This window comes from Kocuria himachalensis, assembly GCF_054784195.1.
In genome coordinates this window covers 24,199-42,358 of the sequence record NZ_BAAGPL010000012.1, presented here as the reverse complement: position 1 = coordinate 42,358, position 18,160 = coordinate 24,199, and the positions used below count along the sequence as shown (strand labels likewise).

At 73.2% G+C, this 18,160-nt stretch carries 14 protein-coding genes, 1 tRNA gene and 1 pseudogene; 10 read left to right on the top strand and 6 right to left on the bottom strand.

What is annotated here, in order from left to right:
- Positions 1-18: 18 nt before the first annotated feature.
- The gene (locus ACYVM4_RS08475; RefSeq protein ID WP_368822852.1) at positions 19-801 is read left to right on the top strand and encodes a metal-dependent hydrolase; all 783 of its coding nucleotides are present in this window, start codon (positions 19-21) and stop codon (positions 799-801) included.
- 4 nt (positions 802-805) lie between these two features.
- Here ACYVM4_RS08475 and ACYVM4_RS08470 read toward each other — a convergent pair whose 3' ends face one another.
- Positions 806-1,663: a formate/nitrite transporter family protein gene (locus ACYVM4_RS08470; protein ID WP_368822853.1), complete on the bottom strand. Its 858-nt coding sequence runs from the start codon at positions 1,661-1,663 to the stop codon at positions 806-808.
- 150 nt (positions 1,664-1,813) lie between these two features.
- On the opposite strand from ACYVM4_RS08470, the gene ACYVM4_RS08465 reads away from it, so the two are divergent.
- A tRNA-Leu gene (locus tag ACYVM4_RS08465) sits at positions 1,814-1,900 on the top strand.
- 94 nt (positions 1,901-1,994) lie between these two features.
- On the opposite strand, the gene ACYVM4_RS08460 is transcribed toward ACYVM4_RS08465, so the two are convergent.
- Positions 1,995-3,182 carry a M14 family zinc carboxypeptidase gene (locus ACYVM4_RS08460; RefSeq protein WP_368822854.1) on the bottom strand — a complete coding sequence of 396 codons (1,188 nt, stop codon included), beginning with the start codon at positions 3,180-3,182 and terminating at the stop codon, positions 1,995-1,997.
- A gap of 339 nt (positions 3,183-3,521) precedes the next feature.
- Here ACYVM4_RS08460 and serA point away from each other — a divergent pair, with 339 nt between their 5' ends.
- The 3 genes from serA (at position 3,522) to ACYVM4_RS08445 (ending at position 8,791) form a co-directional block, all read left to right on the top strand.
- Entirely contained in the window at positions 3,522-4,718 is a 1,197-nt protein-coding gene (gene serA / locus ACYVM4_RS08455; protein WP_368822855.1) for a phosphoglycerate dehydrogenase, read from the top strand.
- 55 nt (positions 4,719-4,773) lie between these two features.
- The gene (locus ACYVM4_RS08450) at positions 4,774-7,746 is read left to right on the top strand and encodes a glycosyl hydrolase family 65 protein (RefSeq protein ID WP_368822856.1); all 2,973 of its coding nucleotides are present in this window, start codon (positions 4,774-4,776) and stop codon (positions 7,744-7,746) included.
- Positions 7,747-7,903: 157 nt separating this feature from the next.
- A complete protein-coding gene (locus ACYVM4_RS08445) occupies positions 7,904-8,791 on the top strand; it encodes an endonuclease/exonuclease/phosphatase family protein (protein WP_460668234.1) in 888 nt (295 codons plus the stop codon).
- A 31-nt stretch (positions 8,792-8,822) separates the two neighbouring features.
- On the opposite strand, the gene ACYVM4_RS08440 is transcribed toward ACYVM4_RS08445, so the two are convergent.
- Both ACYVM4_RS08440 and ACYVM4_RS08435 read right to left on the bottom strand, forming a co-directional pair.
- On the bottom strand, positions 8,823-10,016 hold the full coding sequence (locus tag ACYVM4_RS08440; protein ID WP_460668233.1) for a CapA family protein: 1,194 nt from the start codon (positions 10,014-10,016) through the stop codon (positions 8,823-8,825).
- A 47-nt stretch (positions 10,017-10,063) separates the two neighbouring features.
- Positions 10,064-10,789: a DUF1028 domain-containing protein gene (locus tag ACYVM4_RS08435; protein ID WP_368822859.1), complete on the bottom strand. Its 726-nt coding sequence runs from the start codon at positions 10,787-10,789 to the stop codon at positions 10,064-10,066.
- 313 nt (positions 10,790-11,102) lie between these two features.
- Between ACYVM4_RS08435 and ACYVM4_RS08430 the strand changes: the two are divergent.
- Positions 11,103-11,820, top strand: a pseudogene (locus ACYVM4_RS08430) (anion permease); the annotation flags it as partial.
- Between the two features lie 36 nt (positions 11,821-11,856).
- Here ACYVM4_RS08430 and ACYVM4_RS08425 read toward each other — a convergent pair.
- Together ACYVM4_RS08425 and ACYVM4_RS08420 are read right to left on the bottom strand one after the other, a co-directional pair.
- Positions 11,857-12,693, bottom strand: a complete 837-nt coding sequence (locus ACYVM4_RS08425) for an endonuclease/exonuclease/phosphatase family protein (RefSeq protein ID WP_460668232.1) — start codon at positions 12,691-12,693, stop codon at positions 11,857-11,859.
- 14 nt (positions 12,694-12,707) lie between these two features.
- Positions 12,708-13,271: a Dps family protein gene (locus ACYVM4_RS08420; protein ID WP_368822861.1), complete on the bottom strand. Its 564-nt coding sequence runs from the start codon at positions 13,269-13,271 to the stop codon at positions 12,708-12,710.
- Between the two features lie 244 nt (positions 13,272-13,515).
- On the opposite strand from ACYVM4_RS08420, the gene ACYVM4_RS08415 reads away from it, so the two are divergent.
- The 4 genes from ACYVM4_RS08415 (at position 13,516) to ACYVM4_RS08400 (ending at position 18,149) form a co-directional block, all read left to right on the top strand.
- On the top strand, positions 13,516-13,740 hold the full coding sequence (locus ACYVM4_RS08415; protein ID WP_368822862.1) for a hypothetical protein: 225 nt from the start codon (positions 13,516-13,518) through the stop codon (positions 13,738-13,740).
- A gap of 47 nt (positions 13,741-13,787) precedes the next feature.
- Positions 13,788-14,336 (top strand): hypothetical protein, encoded by a 549-nt coding sequence (locus tag ACYVM4_RS08410; protein ID WP_460668231.1) that lies wholly within the window; start codon positions 13,788-13,790, stop codon positions 14,334-14,336.
- A gap of 73 nt (positions 14,337-14,409) precedes the next feature.
- Positions 14,410-16,452 carry an oxidoreductase gene (locus ACYVM4_RS08405; RefSeq protein ID WP_460668230.1) on the top strand — a complete coding sequence of 681 codons (2,043 nt, stop codon included), beginning with the start codon at positions 14,410-14,412 and terminating at the stop codon, positions 16,450-16,452.
- Positions 16,453-16,520: 68 nt separating this feature from the next.
- A complete protein-coding gene (locus ACYVM4_RS08400; RefSeq protein ID WP_460668229.1) occupies positions 16,521-18,149 on the top strand; it encodes an amidohydrolase in 1,629 nt (542 codons plus the stop codon).
- Positions 18,150-18,160: the final 11 nt, after the last annotated feature.

Sequence of the window (18,160 nt, the reverse complement as noted above, 5' to 3'; positions counted from 1 at the left end):
GAGGAGGACATCACTTCCATGATGGGACCGAGCCATGCGGCCTGCGGGGCGGCCGCGTGGGTGGCGCTGACCGCCGACTACCACCTGCACCTGCAGGACCTCAGCATGCCGATCGGGTGGGGGTTGCTGGACGTCGGCGACTCCGGGGTCCTCACCGGCGCCCTGGTCACGGCCGGCGCGGCGCTGCTGCCGGACCTGGACCACCCGGGCGGGACCGTGGCCCGGTCCCTGCGGCCGCTGTCCACCTGGTTGGCCCGCGGGATCTGCCGGCTCTCGGGCGGGCACCGGCGGGGCACCCACTCGGTGCTGGGGGTGGTGGCGTTCACCGGCCTGGCGGCGGCCGCGCAGAAGATCGGCATCCCTGCCGGGGACCTCGGCCGGGTGTGGCCGCTGGCGGCGGTCATGTCCGTGCTGCTCATCGCGTTCGCCGTGCAGGTGCTCGCCTTCGTGCCGGAGCGGGTGGCGAAGCTCAACTGGGTCGTGGGGATCGGGCTGGGCGTCGTCGTGGGCCTGTATCCGCCCGCGCACGAGTGGTGGTTCGCCGCCGCGGTGGGCACGGGCGTGGTGGTCCATCTGGCCGGGGACCTGGTGACCACACGTGGGATCCACCTGCTCTACCCGCTGCGGGTGCCCCTGCCCCTGCCCCGCGCCCTGTACAAGAACCGGTCCTTCCTGACCGTGCCGCTGATCGGCAACGCCGGGTCGGTCGCGGAGCTCGCGCTGCTCGCCCCGATCACCCTCTTCGCGCTGACCGGGCTGTGGGGCGCCTTCGCCCTGGCGACCGGGCTGGTGGTCGCCTGAACCGTCAGTCCTCCAGGCCCTGCGCCACGAGCTTCTTGCTCTGCTCGGCGCGCTCCTTCTTGATCAGCTCGAGCGTCCGGATCAGTCGCGGCAGGGTGATGATGACCAGCCCTCCGACCATGTTCAGCGGAATGACCCACAGGAACCACACGAACCAGTCCGAGTAGGAGATCGCCGCGCCCAGGTGCATGGCGCCGAAGATGACGATGGAGTTCAGGGCGCCGTGGAGCATGCCCAGTCCCACGACCAGCAGACCGCTGATCAGCGAGATCAGCGCGGTGACGACGTCGTCGGAGGTGCCCTGGCTCATCCGCGTGCTCAGCGTGATCGTGCTGCCGGCGAGGATCGCCAGCGCGGCCGTCTCCAGCGTGAGACCGCTCTCCATGTACTTCAGCGAGGTCTCGAGCAGGAGCTGCTCGAACTGCGGGAAGGCCGCTCCCACCACCCACATGAACAGCCAGCCGCCGACGAGGTTGGCCACGAGGGTCACCGTCCACAGCCGGCACAGCTGCAACCACGTGCCGTGCTTGGCGACCACCGCGTTGATGGGGATCAGGAAGTCCTCGGTGAACAGCTCCGAGTGCGCCAACCGCAGGGCGAACAGCCCGATGCCGAAGGCCATGCCCGCGAGCAGGTCGGAGCCGGTGGCGTCCTTGACGGCGAGCATCGCCATGATGCCCAGTCCGACGTCGATGCCGCCGAACAGCCCGGTGATGACGAGCGCCCGCCACGTGCGGTTGAGCCGGTCCGCCCCCTCCGCGACGGTGTTCTCGAACTCCTCGACGAGCTCGTCCTCGACCGGCTCGTCGCTGCGCCCCAGCTCCTTGCGCTTGTCCTCGGTCTGCTGGTGATCGGGCTGCATGTGCACTCCCCTGGTCGGCGCCGGCCACCCTCCGTGCGGAGGATGGGACCAGCGTACTGACCGCGCGCCGCCCTCACGATTGGCCATCGGGGGCGATCGTGGGTAGGATTGCCGTCGTTGCTCACAGCGGTCCGCCGCCGTGGGAGACGAGCGCGAGTGGCGGAATAGGCAGACGCGCACGGTTCAGGTCCGTGTGCCCGAAAGGGCGTGGGGGTTCAACTCCCCCCTCGCGCACCACGCAGGCGAAGCGGGACATCCGACGGATGTCCCGCTTCGCCATTTTCGTGCCCCGAGCCGCCGGTGCCCCCGAGGAGGGCACCGGCGGCCGGACTCAGCCGCCGACCGGGAGGGTCCCCGCCCAGTCGGTGCTGTAGCCGGTGACCGGCGCGTGCGGGATCTCCTCCCAGCGCTCCGGGTCCTCCTGCTGGACCTCTCCGGTGGCCAGCCCCAGCAGGAGCTCCTTCACGGCGAGCACGTTCTGCCGCACGCTCTTGCCGCGGGCTTTCTGGCCCAGGCTGCCGTCGGAGGAGTTGCCCGAGGTCTCGAAGAACACGACCGGGTGGGAGTGGCCCTCCGGGTTGAGCCCGTCGTGGTCGAGGCCGAGCATCATCGCCGACACGACGCCGCCCCTGATGTCGATCTCGTAGCTGCCGCCCACCTGGTAGCGGTCGATGTTGATGGAGCCGTACTTCGACAGCTCGTCGTAGACGTGCACGTTCATCTGGCGCGTCAGCCGGTCGTAGGCCCCGTCCTGGATCCCGGGCAGGGTCGGGCCGCCGGGAGCGAGCGAGATGCCGAGGGAGAGGGTCACGTCCTCGCCGGTCCCGTACTGCTGCTTCAGGCCCTGGTGGTGGATGTCGACGCCCCACGCCGGGTCCACGGTGGTCCAGTACTCGTAGAACGCCCGGGACTCGTCCGCGGCGAAGCCCTCCGCCGTCCAGTCGCGGTTGAGGTCGATCCGCTGCGGCGTCCCGCCCTCCGGGGCGTCCGCCACCCGGTCCCACAGCACGGTGTGCCGGATGTTGGCCTCGGCGCCGTCCGGGTTGTACATCGGGATGACGTGGAAGGTGAACTTCTCCCGGAGCAGCTCGTACTCGGCCGAGCCGTTGGTGCCGAGGTCCTTGAGCAGGGTCAGCAGGGCGTCGGTGCCGTAGGGCTCGTTGCCGTGGATCCGGCCCTGGAGCCACACGTGCTCCGGTCCGGAGCCGACGGTCGCGACCCACAGGTCCCGGCCCTGCTCGGAGGTGCTCACCTCCATGCCGGCCTCGTCGAGGGTGAAGGCGTCCACGCCGTGGCGGCTGGTCCGCTCCAGCTTCTGCAGCTCCCGCACCACGTCGTCGTAGGTCAGCAGGCTGGAGGTGCTGGTGCTCCCCTCGGTCGAGGGGAAGTTGGCGTCGGCGGCCGCCGGGGCCGCGGCGCCGAGGGGAAGGGCGACGGCGAGCGCGACCGCCGCCGCCGTCCGGCGGCGCGGACGGTTCGTGGGGCGTGCGGTCGCGGGGGCGCGGTGCTGAGGGATCACGTGGGTCCTCCGGGGGGTGAGGGCTGCTGCCGGCACGGCCCTGCGGAGGGGCGGCACCGGAACGGGGGTGATCGTGATGCTAATCACGATCGCACACGTCCGTCACCGGCCGGGCGGCAACAGTGGAAATACTGCTCGGTAGCGCGGCGTCCGCGCCCGGATCGTCCACGGGCCTCGCGCCGGGCGGCGCCCCGGTCCCGCCGGCACCCCGATCCGGCTCGGGTGCCGCGCCCGGGGAGACGCCGCAGCCCGCCGGGGCACGGTGATCCGGACCACATCGGCCGCACGGTGACGCCCGACGTCGTCGTCCCGGGCCCCGGAGCCATAGACTGGGCCACTGTGAAAGCACTGCTCCTGGAGAACGTCCACCCCGAGGCCGAACGCATCCTGTCCGAGAAGGGCATCGAGGTCGAGACCCGCAAGGGCGCCCTCGACACCGGAGAGCTCATCGAGGCCCTCGCGGGCGTCGAGCTGCTCGGCATCCGGTCGAAGACCCACGTGACCCGGGAGGTGTTCGAGGCCCACCCGCAGCTGCTGTCCGTGGGCGCCTTCTGCATCGGCACGAACCAGATCGACCTCACGGCCGCCACCGAGCACGCCGTGACGTGCTTCAACGCTCCCTACTCCAACACCCGCTCCGTGGTGGAGCTCGCGGTCGCCGAGATCATCTCGATGGCCCGGCACCTCACCGACAAGAACAAGGGCATGCACGAGGGCGTGTGGGACAAGTCCGCCACGGGTGCCCACGAGGTCCGCGGCCGCACCATCGGCATCGTGGGCTACGGCAACATCGGGTCCCAGCTGTCCGTGCTCGCCGAGACCCTCGGCATGCGGGTCTACTACTACGACGTCGTGGACCGCCTCCCCCTCGGCAACGCCCAGCGCTGCGACACGCTGGAGGAGCTGCTGGAGCGGGTCGAGACCGTCTCGCTGCACGTGGACGGTCGCACCAGCAACAACAACCTGTTCGGGCGCGAGCAGTTCGAGCGGATGCGCCCCCGGTCCCTGTTCCTGAACCTGTGCCGCGGCATGGTGGTCGACTACAACGCGTTGCGGGACGCCCTGGTCAGCGGGCACATCGCCGGCGCCTCCGTGGACGTCTTCCCCAACGAGCCCAAGGTGGCCGGGGACCCGTTCACCTCGGTGCTGCAGGGCCTGCCCAACGTGATCCTCACCCCGCACATCGGCGGCTCCACGCAGGAGGCGCAGGTGGACATCGGGCGGTTCGTGGCCGCGAAGCTCTCGTCCTTCGTGACCTCGGGCTCCACGACCCTGTCGGTGAACATGCCGCAGGTCCAGCTGGACACCGCCGTCAACGGGACCCGCATCCTCCACCTGCACCGCAACGTCCCCGGCGTCCTGGCGACCGTCAACAGCGTCCTCGGCGACCACGGCATCAACATCGACCGCCAGCAGCTGTCGACCCGCGGGGACACCGGCTACCTCGTCACGGACGCCGGCAACGGCGTGACGAGGGAGGTCATCGAGCAGATCCTGGGGCTGCCCGAGACCATCCGCCTCAGCACCATCAACTGACGCCCCGCCCCGCCCGCCTCCAGCACCTGACGGAGGCAGGTGGCACAATGACCGCATGAGCGGCGTCGAGGCGGAACCGGTCGTCCCCGGCAATACCACCTACGGGGCCGTCCTGCTGGCCCTCGACCCCTCTGTCGAGGAAGTGCACTCCGTGCTCGTGGAGATGGACGAGCGGCACGTGCCCGACTCCGGTGCACAGGGCCTCTTCACGCGCCTGCGGGCCGAAGGCGTCCTCACAGCGGTCGTCACCGCCCGTCAGGAGCTGCCCTCGGAGTTCCTGGCCGACGTCGTCGTTGCCGCGGACCCGCCGGACGACGACCCGGAGGGCCCCCTCTCCGGACGCCCCCACCGGCATCCTCCGTCCGCCTCCCTCCGGCTCGCCTCCCGCCAGCTGGAGGTCGATCCGGAGCACGTCGTCGTCGTCACCGACAGCCACCGCCTGGTGCGGACGGCCGTGACCGAGGGATTCGGCCTCGTCGTCGGCCTCGGCGACGCGGATCGCCGTGGACCGCTGCTCGCCGCGGGCGCCCACTTCGTCGTCGACGACCTCGAGGCCCTCGACCTGCCGCTGGCCCCCGTGTCCGGGACCGCCGCGTGGGGCGGCGGATCGGGCGGGGACAGCCCCTGGAACCTGACCTACACGTCCTTCGACGCCCGCCAGGAGGGGTTGCGCGAGTCCCTGTGCACACTCGGGAACGGGTACATGGCGACCCGCGGCGCCGCCAGCGAGGCCCGGGCCGGGGGACCGCACTACCCGGGGACCTACCTGGCGGGTGTCTACAACCGCCTGCGCACGGACGTCGACGGGCTCACCGTCGAGGACGAGCACCTGGTCAACGCCCCCGACTGGACGATGCTGCAGTACCGCGTCGGCAACGGGTACTGGTACCTGCCGACCGAGGAGAACGCCCTCGACTACGCGCAGGACCTCGACGTGCGCACCGGCGTGCTGACCCGCAGCCTCCGTTTCCGGGACGACGTCGGCCGCACCACCCGGGTGACCACGCGACGCTTCGTCTCCCAGGACCAGCGTCATCTCGCGGGCCAGGAGACGGTGTTCGAGGCCGAGGACTGGTCCGGGACGCTCACCGTCCGGAGCATGGTGGACGCGGACGTCGCGAACCGCAACGTCCGCGAGTACTCGTCGCTCGCCGACCACCACCTGGGCGCGGTCACGGTGGAGGACCTGGGACCCGGGACGGTCCTGGTGGACACCGTGACGAGCCAGTCCCAGATCCACCTCGCGGTGGCGATGCGCACCCGGGTGCTGGAGGAGAGCCGCGCGCGGCGCTCCGGATCGATGGTCCCCGTCACGCCGGCCCCCCGGGTGACGGGCCACGAGATGCGCATCGGGATGGCGGCCGGCGAGGCCGTGCGGGTCGAGAAGATCGTCGCCCTCACCACCTCCCGGGATCGGGCGATCTCGACGCCGGCGCTCGCGGCGGCCGGCGCCCTGGCCCAGGCCGGGACCTTCGAGGAGCTGCTGAGCCGGCACGTGGCGGCGTGGCAGGCCCTGTGGTCCGCGTTCGCCGTCGCGACGGGCACGGGAGGACAGGAGGGGCTCGCCGTGAACCTCAACACCTTCCACGTCCTCCAGTCGGTGGCCGCCGCGGGACCGGACCTCGACGCGGGCGTGCCCGCCCGTGGACTGCACGGCGAGGGCTATCGGGGCCACATCTTCTGGGACGAGATGTTCGTCTACCCCATGCTCACGCTGCGGCGGCCCGAATGGACGCGGTCGATGCTCGCCTACCGCTACCGGCGCCTCGAGGAGGCCCGGGCCGCCGCGCGAAGGGCCGGCCACGCCGGGGCGATGTTCCCGTGGCAGAGCGGCAGCGACGGCCGTGAGGAGACGCCCACGGTTCTGTTCAACCCCCGGACCGGGCGGTGGATCCCCGACAACTCCCGGTTGCAGCACCACGTCGGCCTGGCGATCGCCCACTCGGTGTGGCAGTACTTCCAGTCCACGGCGGACACCCGTTTCCTCGTGGAGGAGGGGGCGGAACTCATGGTGGAGGTCGCCCGGTTCTTCGCGGGCCTGGTCGTCCACGACCCACGGGACGACCGCTACGACATCACGGGGGTCATGGGACCGGACGAGTTCCACGACGGCTACCCCGGCACCCCGGGCTCCGGCCTGCGCAACAACGCCTACACCAATGTCATGACTGCGTGGCTGCTCACCCGCACCCTGGAGATGATCGACCGCCTCGGCCAGGACTACGGGGGTCCCCTGTGGCAGCGACTGGACCTTCGCGACGACGAGCTGGTGAACTGGAAGCGGATCCGCACCCGGTTGCGGGTCCCGTTCCTCGCCGGCGGCGTGCTCGCACAGTTCGAGGGCTACGGGGACCTCCCGGAGTTCTCCTGGGAGAAGTACCAGGAGCGCTACGGCCGCATCGGCCGTCTGGACCTCATCCTCGACGCCGAGGGGCTGTCCACCAACGACTACCGGCTCTCCAAGCAGGCCGATGTCCTGATGCTGCTCTACCTGTTCTCCGACCGGGAGCTGCGCGAGCTGCTGGAGCAGATGGGCTACGCCTTCCCTCCGGAGGCGGTGCAGGCCACCGTGGCCTTCTACCGCACCCGTTCCGCCCATGGGTCCACGCTGTCCAACGTGGTCCACTCGTGGGTCGAGTCGCGCCTCGACCGCCGCGGCTCCTGGTCGTTCCTCACCCGCGCCCTGAGCAGCGACCTCGTCGACGCCCAGGGGGACACCACCCGCGAGGGCATTCACCTCGGGGCCATGGCCGGCTCCGTGGACATCCTCACCCGCTGCTACACGGGCCTGGAGATCCGGGAGGACATGCTGTGGTTCCGCCCGGCGATCCCGCCGCAGGTGCCCGAGGTGACCTTCTCGATCCACTACCGGGACCAGCCGATCCAGATCGAGCTCACCCCGGCGGCGCTGCGTCTCTACCTCGGCCCCGGCCCCGCCCTTCCCGTGCGCGTGTGGGTGGACGGCGAGGTCCACGAACTCCGTGCCGGGGAGATCCGGCACTTCCCCGTGGCGGTGCCCGATGCCTGAGCCGTGCACCGCCGGCCACGGGGCCGCGGTCCCCGTGGAGGACCCCACGAGTTCACCGGATGATCACCGGGGGTTCCCCCTCGGTGGCACCGTGGTCGGGCCGCCCGGTCCACCATGGGACGACGACGCCCCCGCCCTCCCCCACCCTGGAGCAGTGATGTCACCAGACACCGTCCTTCTCGACCGTTCTGCGACCGCCGGCGTGGCCGACCCGGCGGTGCCGATCATCGGACCTGCCACGGGCCGCGCCCTGCACGTGATGAGCTACAACATCCGCTTCCACCACAGCGGCACGCGCGCCGGGCACCCGGACCACTGGCCCGACCGCGCGCCCCGGCTGGCGCGGCTGCTGCAGCTCGAGCAGCCCACGCTCCTCGGGGTGCAGGAGGCCCTCTACCACCAGCTGCCGGTGGTGGAGCAGGCGCTGCCCGCCGGCTACCGGATGGTCGGCTACGGACGCGCCGGGGGCAGCAAGGGCGAGTACTCTGCGATCTTCTACGACGCCCGGCGGCTGGAGCTGCTGGAGTGGGACCAGTTCTGGCTCTCCGGCACCCCGGAGCTCATCGGCTCCACCACGTGGGGCAACGACATCCCGCGCATCGTCACCTGGGGCCGTTTCCTGGACCGCGGCACCGGCACCGAGCTCGTGCTCGTCAACACCCACTTCGACCACGACTCCGAGGACGCCCGGGACCGCAGCGCGGAGGCCCTGGTCGACCTCGTGCACAGCTTCCACCCGCACACCCCCACGGTGGTCACCGGGGATTTCAACGCGGAGGCGGGCGGCTCCGGGGCCTACGCGACGCTCGTGGGCTCCGGGCTGCTCGCCGACACCTGGACGGCCGCCGAGGAACGGCTCACCCCCGCGTGGGGCACGTTCCCGGACTACGGGGAGGCCGTCGAGGGTGAGGAGCGCATCGACTGGGTGCTGGCCGGCCCCGACGTCAAGGTGCGCCGCGCCGCGATCAACACCGCCCGCTTCGCCGGGGGCCACCCCAGCGACCACGCCCCGGTGCAGGCGCTCGTCACCCTGGGACAGGACTGAGCGCCACGGTCCTGCGGGGTCCTGCGGGGTCCTACGGTCCTGAGGGGGCCTGCGGCCCTGCGGGTCCGAGGGTGAGCGGGCGCCACGGGCGGGCGCCGTCGGCCTCCGCGCCCATCGACCCCACGGTCCGCGCGGTGCGCGCCAGGGACGCCGCGTCCTCCTCCGGGGAGCGGCAGACGTCCTCGGCCGGCAGCGCGCACCACCGGATCGGGTCCAGGGTGAGGATGTGCGGGGTCCAGACCGGGTCGCCCGCGACCCACTGCCCGTCCTCTCGCGCGAAGGACATGCTGACCGTCAGGCCCTCGTTGTTGACCGGCACCCGGGTGGCGTGCTCGGAGAGGCTGTTGCCCAGCCCGTGCACGATCCAGGTGTCCCCGTGCTTCTCGATCGGCAGCACCGAGTGCGTGTGGTGTCCGTAGACGAAGTCGAACTCCCCGCTGTCGGCGAGCGCGTGCGTGACCTCGAGCTGCTGCCGGTCGGGCGCCGAGGAGTACTCCTCCCCGGCGTGCACCGCGGCCAGCACGATCTCCGCCCCCGCCTCCCGCGCCCGGCGCGCCTTGTCGATCATCTCGGGCACGTTCAGCAGGTCCACGCGCCACGGGGCGTCCGGGACGTTGCCGTTGAGCCCGTAGGTCCCGGTCACCAGTCCCACGCGCACGCCGTCCGCGTCGAGGACCAGCGGCTCCCGCGCGTCCTGCGCGGTGCGGTACGTGCCGGTGGTGGCGATCCCGGCGTCCGCCAGGACGTCGAGGGTCCGCTCGAGGCCCTCCGGGCCGGCGTCGACGGCGTGGTTCGTGGCCGTGGTGCACGCGTCGTAGCCGATCTCCGCCAGCGCCGGGGCGATCTGCGGCGGCACCTCGAACGAGGGGTACCCGGAGAAGGGACCCTCGGGCGCGGCGAGCGGGGTCTCCATGTCGCAGACGGCGAGGTCGGCGCTCTCCGTGAACGGGCGCAGCCCCTCCACGAGCGGGCCGAAGTCCAGCTCCCCGTCACCGTCCGCCTCGGCCTGCGCCCACAGCCCCGGGTGGAGCAGGACGTCGCCGGTGACCACGACCTCCAGCCGGTCCGGAGCCGACGGGGCCGACGGCGACGCCTCGGCCCCGGCGGTCCTCGGCGGGTCGGACGGGGAGCAGCCGGCGAGGACCGTCGCGCCCGCCAGGAGGACCGCGGCCAGGCCTGCCGCGGGGGCGCGGCGCACCGGCGGGGGGACACGACGAGAGGTCATGGACCGAGGGTAGGCCACCACGGCAGGGACGGCCCACCCGCGGCAGGTCAGGACAGGACCGTCGACCAGAGCCCCTCGTCCTCGGGGCGGTGCGGGACCTCCGTGCTGGGCACCACCTCTGCCGGCGCCGGGTGGGTCCTGCCCTTCAGCGCGAGCATCTCCTCCAGGTCGTCCAGCGGGGTGGGCGAGTTGTCGGCGCGCAGGTCGACGTCGAGCAGCACGGGGTACTGGAAGCCGGCGAGCGTGTCGGCCACGAGCACCGCGGCGCTCTGCTGCCCCCGGCTGTCCCCGCTCGCGTCCTGGCCCGCGCGCAGGCAGGCCAGGAGCGCACCGGCCATCCCGGTGCTGGTCGGTCCGGGCCCCGCGAGCGCCTCGTCCATCGCGGCGCGCATCGCCTCGACGACCTCCGGGCCGGCGAGGTAGTTGCCGATCACCACGAAGTCGGCCCCGGCCACGCCCCCCGCCCAGGGCGTGCACAGGCTGCCGGTGAGGTGCGCGCCGGGCCCCGCCACGGGCAGGACCGCCACCTGGCGCAGCGCGAGGTCGGGGTCGGCGTCGGTGAGTCCTGCGATCGCCTCCTCCGCCGTGCCCCCGTGGTGCAGCGTGCGGAGCATCTCGAAGCGCAGCCGCCGGTTGGTCCAGGCCTGGGAGGCCACCACCCCGGCGGTGGGCACGAGGGCCGGCACGGCGTTGCCCACGGCGAGTGAGCAGCTCGCCGTGGCGGCCCCGAGCAGACGGGAGTCCGCGCTGCGGGCGATCACGGTGTAGGTCACGGGCACCTCCTGGCCGCCGCGTCCGTGACGACCGGTTCGTTGTCGATGGCTCTCCCGCGCGGACCGGGAAGGGTGTCCCCCGCCCCGGCACGCCGGAGCAGCGGTGGTGGTGGTGGACCCTCCCGGGTGCATCGGGTGGGACGACACCCACGACCGGGTGCGCACCGGCAGGGCGGCCGGACGGAGCCCTGCCGGGTCTCCCCGGGCGGACGGCTCATTCCTACCACCGTGAGGCCTCGGATGGCACGCGGAGCACGGATCGTCGCCCTGGGGAGGGCCGTGTGCCTCGCCCTCGGCGCCGTCCACGGACCCCGTGGCGGAGCGCCGGACCGCCCCGCTCGAGGGCGAGCGGGCGCCCGCGGAGCACCAGAGGACGCGTCGGATCAAGTGGGCCGGTCTCCTCGTGGGCCTGGTCCTGGCCCTGCTCGTCTACTCCCTCGTGCCCTCTGACCTGGCCCAGCACGCCAGGCTCACGGCCGCCACCGCCGCCCGCATGGGCGTGTGGTGGATGACGGAGGCCATCCCGATCCCGGCCACCGCCCTCCTGCCGCTGATCATCTTCCCGGTCCTTGCGCCGGACGTGGCCGTCGACGACGTCGGAGCGTCCCACGGGAGCAACATCATCTCCCTCTTCATGGGCGGGTCGAGCTCCACAAGCTCGGTCCCATGTCGACCGGCGAGAAGCTCGTGCTGGCCGTCTTCGCGCTGGCGGCGCCCAGCTGGGTGTTCGTCCCCGTGGTCTTCGACACCCCGCCGATCAGCGACGCCGGCATCGCCATGGTCGTGGGACTGCTGCTGTTCCTGCTGCCCGCCGGCGCCGAGCGCGGGGTCCGGCCGCTGGAGTGGGCCTGGCTGCGACGTGCGCGTTCATGCTGCCGGTCGCCACCCCGCCCAACGCCATCGCGTTCGGCTCCGGCTACGTGACGATCGGCCAGATGATCAAGGGCGGGCCGTGGCTGAACATCATCGGCATCGCCCTGATCACCCTCGTGACGATGCCCCTCGGAGTCTGGATGTTCAGCATCGCGTTCTCAGCCGGTCCGCAGCACCGCACGGAGGCCCCGCGCTCAGCCGGCGGGGCCTCCGCCGTGCTCGAGCTCGGCCAGCACAGGGAAGTGGTCCGATGCCCACACGCCGCGTGGACGGTCCACGAGCACCCGCGCGTCGAGCACCCTGACCCGGCCGCCGTACAGGATCCAGTCCAGGCGCGGCGTCCTGGCACCGGGCTCCCGGTAGTTGGGGAAGGTCCCGGCGGCGTCCGCGGGGAGAGTGTCCCGCAGGCCGCCGGCGAGCGCGGCGTCCCAGGTGCGGGACCGGCCGGCGGCCGCGTTCATGTCCCCGAGCAGCAGCAGGGGCCCGTCCCACCCGAGGAGCAGGCCCTGCAGCGCGGCCAGCTGGCGCAACCGACCGCGCTCGGGCCACGGGTCGAGGTGGGTGGCGACCGCCCGCCAGGCCACTCCCGTGCGCCGGTCCGTGAGGTCGGCCAGCACCAGGGTGCGGGGGAAGAGGTCCCCGGGCCACTTCGATCCCGGGACCTCCGGCTGCGGGGACAGCCACCGCTGCCGCCACCGCTCGATCCCGAAGCGGGCGGTGTCCACGGCCAGCAGGCACCGCTCGCCGCGGCCGCCGGCGTCCCGCCCCTCGCCCAGAAGGACGTGCTGGGGACCCAGGGCCTGCTGCAGGGGGTGCAGCTGCTGCGGGAGGACCTCCTGGAGGGCGGCCAGCTCCGGCCGGTGCGCCCGGAGCACGGCCTGCACCGCGGGGGCCCGGGTGAACCACGCGTCCGGTGCCGTCCGGCGGTACTTCTCCAGGGGACGCCGGATGTTGAAGGTCATGGCCGTGAACGCGCCCCGGCCCCGCGGACCACGGGGGTCGGCGGGGCCGGGGCGGGCGTGGGCTGCCACGGGCGCGGGCCGGACTACTGGGCGGCGGACTCCGCCGCGCCCTGCTCCGTGCGGGCGCCGCCGTGCTGGAGGTCGCCGCCGCTGTTCTCGAGGTGGGCGCGCATGAACCACTGGAAGAGCTCGAGCTCCTTGACCTGGCCGATCAGCACGTCCTCGGTGACGGGGTCGAGCTCGCCGACCTTCTGGATCGCGTCGCGGTGGTCCTCGATCACACCGTTGTAGACGATGTCGAGGGCGGCGAGGTGCTCCACGCCGGTGGCGCGGTGGACCGAGTAGTCGTCCCAGGTGCGGGCCTGGACGAGGTCGCCGGGCAGGCCGGACGGGCCCACGCCCATGGTCGCCATGCGCTCGGCGAGCTCGTCGACGAAGCCGCGCACGAGCTCGATCTGCGGGTCCAGCATCTCGTGGACCGAGATGAAGTTGGGGCCCACCACGTTCCAGTGGGCGTGCTTGAGCGTGAGCTGCAGGTCGTTGAGGGCGTGCAGGCGCTGCTGGAGCGTCTGGGCGACCTCGTGGCCGTTCTCGGTGGACAGACCGGGCACGGTGTAGGGGGCGGTGCGCTGGTTCGGAGTGGCCATGGGTTCGTCTCCAGGTTTCCGGCCGCCGCCGGGCGGCGGCCTAGCTCGACAACTGTGGGCGGCCCGCCGGAGCGGGCCTCTTCCGACCACTATGGCACGGCCCCCACCTACTGTCAGCACCCTGTCCATTCGCTGTCCGCGATATCCGGCGGCCCGGGTCCGCCACCCCACCGGTGGCCGCGGCCGCCACCGGGTGCCTGCTACGGCCCTTGCCAGGACAGGGAGCCGCTGATTGGCTGGGGCCATGGACACGATTCCTGCCTCCGGCGACCAGCTCCCCGACGACCCGCACCTGGCCGATGACATCGGCATCCCCGACACTCCGGCGCGCGATCTCGAGACGGCCCCGGACCCGCTGGGCCAGACCAACGCCGGCCAGCGCGTCCCCAGCGCGGGAGACGCCGATGCCCCCGCCGCCCCGGACTCCGGGGCCGCGGCGGGCGGCCCCGGCCCCGCGGCCGGGGACTGACCCGACACGGCGGCGCACGGCGGGGCGCCGCCGCTACCCTCGGTCCCATGAGCACACGCAGCACCAGCACGGCCGCGATCGTCCGGGCCACCGGCGTCCCGTGGGAGACCTGGACGGCACGGCTCGACGCCCTCGGGGCGCGGTCGATGAGCCATCCCGAGATCGCCCGCCGCGCGGCGGAGCAGCTCGAAGGCGTCGTCGAGAACCGCGAGTGGTGGGCGCAGTCCGTCGCGGTCGCCTACGAGCAGCACACGGGAGCCCGCCGCCCCGGACAGGCCGGGGACGGCAGCTTCGGGGCGAACGCGAGCCGCACGGTGGCCGGCACCCCGGACGAGGCGCTCGCCCGGTGGACCGCGCTCCTGGCGGAGCGCACGGAGGTCGGCGGCGTCCCGTTCCAGCAGCCGCCCACCACCGCCGTCACCGAGAAGTGGCGCTACTGGCGCGTGCGTCTCGCCGACGGGACCCGGGTCTCCGCGACCATCGGCGACAAGGGGAGCGGCCGCGCCACGGTGGCCCTCGCGCACACCGGGCTGGCCGCCGCCGAGGACGTCGTGCGGTGGCGCTCGACCTGGAAGGACCTGCTGGCCGCGCTCTGAGCCCGCGCCGCGCTTGTGAGGCGGCTCACTCCTCGCCTACGGTGACCCAAGTACCTGAGACGAGGAGTATCACATGACCGTGCCCTATCCGCGCCTGCTCGCGCCCCTGGACCTGGGCTCCACCACCCTGCCCAACCGGGTGCTCATGGGATCGATGCACACCGGTCTCGAGGAGTTGCCCGGCGGGTTCGAGCGCCTCGCGGAGTTCTACGCGGAGCGGGTGCGCGGCGGCGTCGGGCTCATCGTCACGGGCGGCATCGGGCCGAGCCCCGAGGGCGCCACGCACGCCGGCGGCGCCGTGCTCCGCACCCCCGAGGAGGTGGCCCGGCACCGCACTGTCACGGACGCCGTGCACGCCGAGGGCGGGAGGATCGCCCTGCAGATCCTGCACGCCGGCCGCTACGCCAGGACGCCCGACGCCGTGGCCCCGAGCCCACTGCGCGCGCCCATCAGCCCGGTGGTCCCGCACGAGCTCACCGGCGAGGAGATCGAGCGGACCATCGAGGACTTCGCCCGCACCGCGGCCCTGGCCCTCGAGGCCGGCTACGACGGCGTGGAGATCATGGGCTCCGAGGGCTACCTCATCAACGAGTTCGTCGCCGCCGAGACCAACCACCGCACCGACGAGTGGGGCGGGTGCTACGCGCACCGGATGCGCCTGCCCGTCGAGATCGTCCGTCGCGTCCGCGAGCGCACCGGCCCGGACTTCATCCTGATCTACCGGCTCTCGATGCTGGACCTGGTCCCGGGCGGCTCCACGGTCGAGGAGGTCGTGGCGCTGGCCCGGGCCGTCGAGGCCGCCGGCGCGACCCTGCTCAACACCGGCATCGGCTGGCACGAGGCGCGCATTCCCACCATCGCCACGGTCGTCCCCCGGGGCGGCTTCTCCTGGGTGACCCGCCGGCTCAAGGGCGAGGTCGGGATCCCGCTGGTCGCCGTGAACCGGATCAGCACCCCGGAGACCGCGGAGCGGATCCTGGCGGACGGGGACGCCGACATGGTGTCGCTCGCCCGGCCCCTGCTCGCCGACCCGGACTTCGTGGTCAAGGCCGCGCGCGGCCGGGCGGACACGATCAACACCTGCATCGCGTGCAACCAGGCGTGCCTGGACCACACCTTCGCGGGCCGCACCGCCTCCTGCCTGGTCAATCCGCGGGCCGGGCACGAGACCCTGCTGCGCCTGGGCCCCACCCGCCGGGCCGAGCGGATCGGCGTGGTGGGCGCGGGCCCCGCCGGACTGGCCTTCGCCGTCAGCGCCGCGGAGGCCGGGCACGCCGTCACCCTCTTCGAGGCGGAGGACCGGATCGGCGGGCAGTTCCTGATGGCCCTGCGCGTGCCCGGCAAGGAGGAGTACGCGGAGACGCTGCGCTACTACGGCGTGCGGCTCGCCGAGCTGGGCGTGGACGTGCGGCTCGGGGCGGCGGCCGGGCCCGAGCACCTGTGCGGCTTCGACCGGCTCGTGCTGGCCACGGGCGTGGAACCGCGCGTGCCCGCGATCGAGGGGGTGGACCACCCGTCGGTCGTGGGCTACCGGGACGTCCTGCAGCACGGGGCGCCCGTGGGCCGCCGGGTCGCGGTCCTCGGTGCCGGGGGCATCGGCTTCGACGTCGCCGAGTTCCTCCTGCACTCCCCCGGCACCGGGGCCGACTTCTACCGGTCCTGGGGCGTGGACACCACGCTCGCCGCCCGGGGCGGCCTGGCCGCGCCCGCGCCGCCGCGCCCGGTGCGCGAGGTGACGCTGCTGCAGCGCTCCCCCGGCAAGCTCGGGGCGGGCCTGGGCCGCACGACCGGCTGGATCCACCGGGCCTCACTGCGGGCCGGTGGCGTCCGCACCCTGAGCGGCGTGACGTACCGGCGGATCGACGACGACGGACTGCACCTCACCGTGCCGGGACCCGACGGCACGGAGCCGGTCGAGCAGGTGCTGCCGGTCGACACCGTGGTGCTGTGCACGGGCCAGGAGCCGCTGCGGAGGTTGCACGCCGCGCTGCTCGAGCACGGGCACGACACCGGCGCCGTCCCGGTGCACCTCATCGGCGGGGCGGACGTGGCGGCCGAGCTGGACGCCAAGCGGGCGATCCGGCAGGCCACGGAGCTCGTCGCCGACCTGAGCTGAAGGGGCGGCGCTGTGCGGGCCCGGGCGCCGGGTGCCACGATGGGGGCAGCCCCGCGGAAAGGATCCCCATGCAGCTCGACCTCCTGCTCGTCAACGCCACGGTCCTGACCATGGAGCCGGACCGCCCCGTGGCGTCGAGCCTCGGCGTGCACGGCGGACGGATCGTGGTCCTCGACGACCCCGACGTGCCGGCGGCCGAGACCGTGGACCTCGGCGGGGCCACCGTGCTGCCCGGCTTCGTGGACGCGCACTGCCACACCGCGTGGTTCGGGCTGGGCCTGGCGGAGGTCGATCTCTCCGGCTGCACGTCCCTGGACGAGCTCTACGCGGCCCTGGAGCGCGGGATGGCCGCGAAGCCGCGGGACGAGGAGTGGCTCATGGCCACCGGCTTCCTCCCGGCCACCGTGGGCGGGTCGCTGCCCGACATCGACGTCCTCGACCGGCTCACCGGCCGCACGCCGCTGTTCGTCCGGCACACCTCCGGCCACGCGGCGGTGGTGAACTCCGAGGCGCTGCGCCGGGCGGAGATCCTCACCCCGGGGACCCCGGACCCGGTGGGCGGGCGGGTCGTGCGGGACGACACGGGCCGCGCCACGGGCCTGGTCGAGGAGACCGCCCAGGCCGTGGTGCAGGAACTGTTCCGCCCCTACCCGTTGCACAGGATCGTGGCGGCGCTCGACCGCGCCACCGCCCGCTACGCCGCCGAGGGCATCACCACGTTCGCGGAGGCCGGGGTGGGCGCCGGGTGGATCGGGCACAACCCCTCCGAGCTGCAGGCCTACCAGCAGGCCAGGGACGCCGGCGCCCTGCACGCCCGGGCCCAGGTGATGCCCGTGCTGGACGTCCTGCACGGGATCGGCGGACTCGGGGACGGCTCCGTGCGCGGGCTCGACCTCGGGCTGCGCACCGGCTTCGGCGACGACGAGCTGAGGCTCGGACCGGTCAAGGTGTTCGTGGACGGCTCGCTGCTCGGGGAGACCGCCGCGGTGACCGAGGCCTTCTGCGGCGGCCACTCCACGGGCTACTTCCAGGAGAACCCCGAGCAGATGGCCGAGGCGATCCACGCCGCGTACCGCGCGGGCTGGTCGGTGGCCGCCCACGCGATCGGGGACCGGGCCATCGACTTCGCGATCGACGTGATCACCCGGTGCCAGGACGAGCACGGGCGCCACCGGGTGCCCAACCGGATCGAGCACGCGAGCATCACCCGCCCGGACCAGCTGCCGCGGCTCGCGGCCGCGGGGATCGTCGTGACTCCCCAGATCGGCTTCCTGCGCCCCATGGCCGCCCAGTTCCGCCGCCTCCTGGGACCTGAGCGCACGGACTGGACCTACCGTGGCCGCAGCTTCCTGGAGGGCGGGGTGCGGATCGCGGGCAGCTCCGACCGCCCGGTCGCCGACGGCGACGTCCTGCGCTCGGTCCAGGCCTGGACCGACCGCCTCGACGGTGGCGGGCTGCGGTTCGGCCCCGCCGGGGAGCGGCTCGACGTGCTGGACGCCCTCGCCGCCTACACGTCCGAGGCCGCGAAGGCGCTGGGGATGTCCGACCGGATCGGCTCGATCGCCCCCGGCAAGCTCGCGGACCTGGTGGTGCTGGAGGAGAACCCCCTCGAGGTGCACCGGCGCGGCGGCTCGGTGGAGCACATCGGCGTCCGCGCGACCTACCGCGGCGGCCGCCTCACCCACCACGCCCGCTGACCGGACGGCTG

Bases quoted from the DNA above. Each gene is read 5' to 3' on its own strand.
- ACYVM4_RS08475 (WP_368822852.1), top strand. From the start codon at position 19: ATGATGGGACCGAGCCATGCGGCCTGCGGGGCGGCCGCGTGGGTGGCG.
- ACYVM4_RS08470 (WP_368822853.1), bottom strand. From the start codon at position 1,663: ATGCAGCCCGATCACCAGCAGACCGAGGACAAGCGCAAGGAGCTGGGG.
- ACYVM4_RS08450 (WP_368822856.1), top strand. From the start codon at position 4,774: ATGAGCGGCGTCGAGGCGGAACCGGTCGTCCCCGGCAATACCACCTAC.
- ACYVM4_RS08445 (WP_460668234.1), top strand. From the start codon at position 7,904: ATGTCACCAGACACCGTCCTTCTCGACCGTTCTGCGACCGCCGGCGTG.
- ACYVM4_RS08440 (WP_460668233.1), bottom strand. From the start codon at position 10,016: ATGACCTCTCGTCGTGTCCCCCCGCCGGTGCGCCGCGCCCCCGCGGCA.
- ACYVM4_RS08420 (WP_368822861.1), bottom strand. From the start codon at position 13,271: ATGGCCACTCCGAACCAGCGCACCGCCCCCTACACCGTGCCCGGTCTG.
- ACYVM4_RS08415 (WP_368822862.1), top strand. From the start codon at position 13,516: ATGGACACGATTCCTGCCTCCGGCGACCAGCTCCCCGACGACCCGCAC.
- ACYVM4_RS08410 (WP_460668231.1), top strand. From the start codon at position 13,788: ATGAGCACACGCAGCACCAGCACGGCCGCGATCGTCCGGGCCACCGGC.
- ACYVM4_RS08405 (WP_460668230.1), top strand. From the start codon at position 14,410: ATGACCGTGCCCTATCCGCGCCTGCTCGCGCCCCTGGACCTGGGCTCC.
- ACYVM4_RS08400 (WP_460668229.1), top strand. From the start codon at position 16,521: ATGCAGCTCGACCTCCTGCTCGTCAACGCCACGGTCCTGACCATGGAG.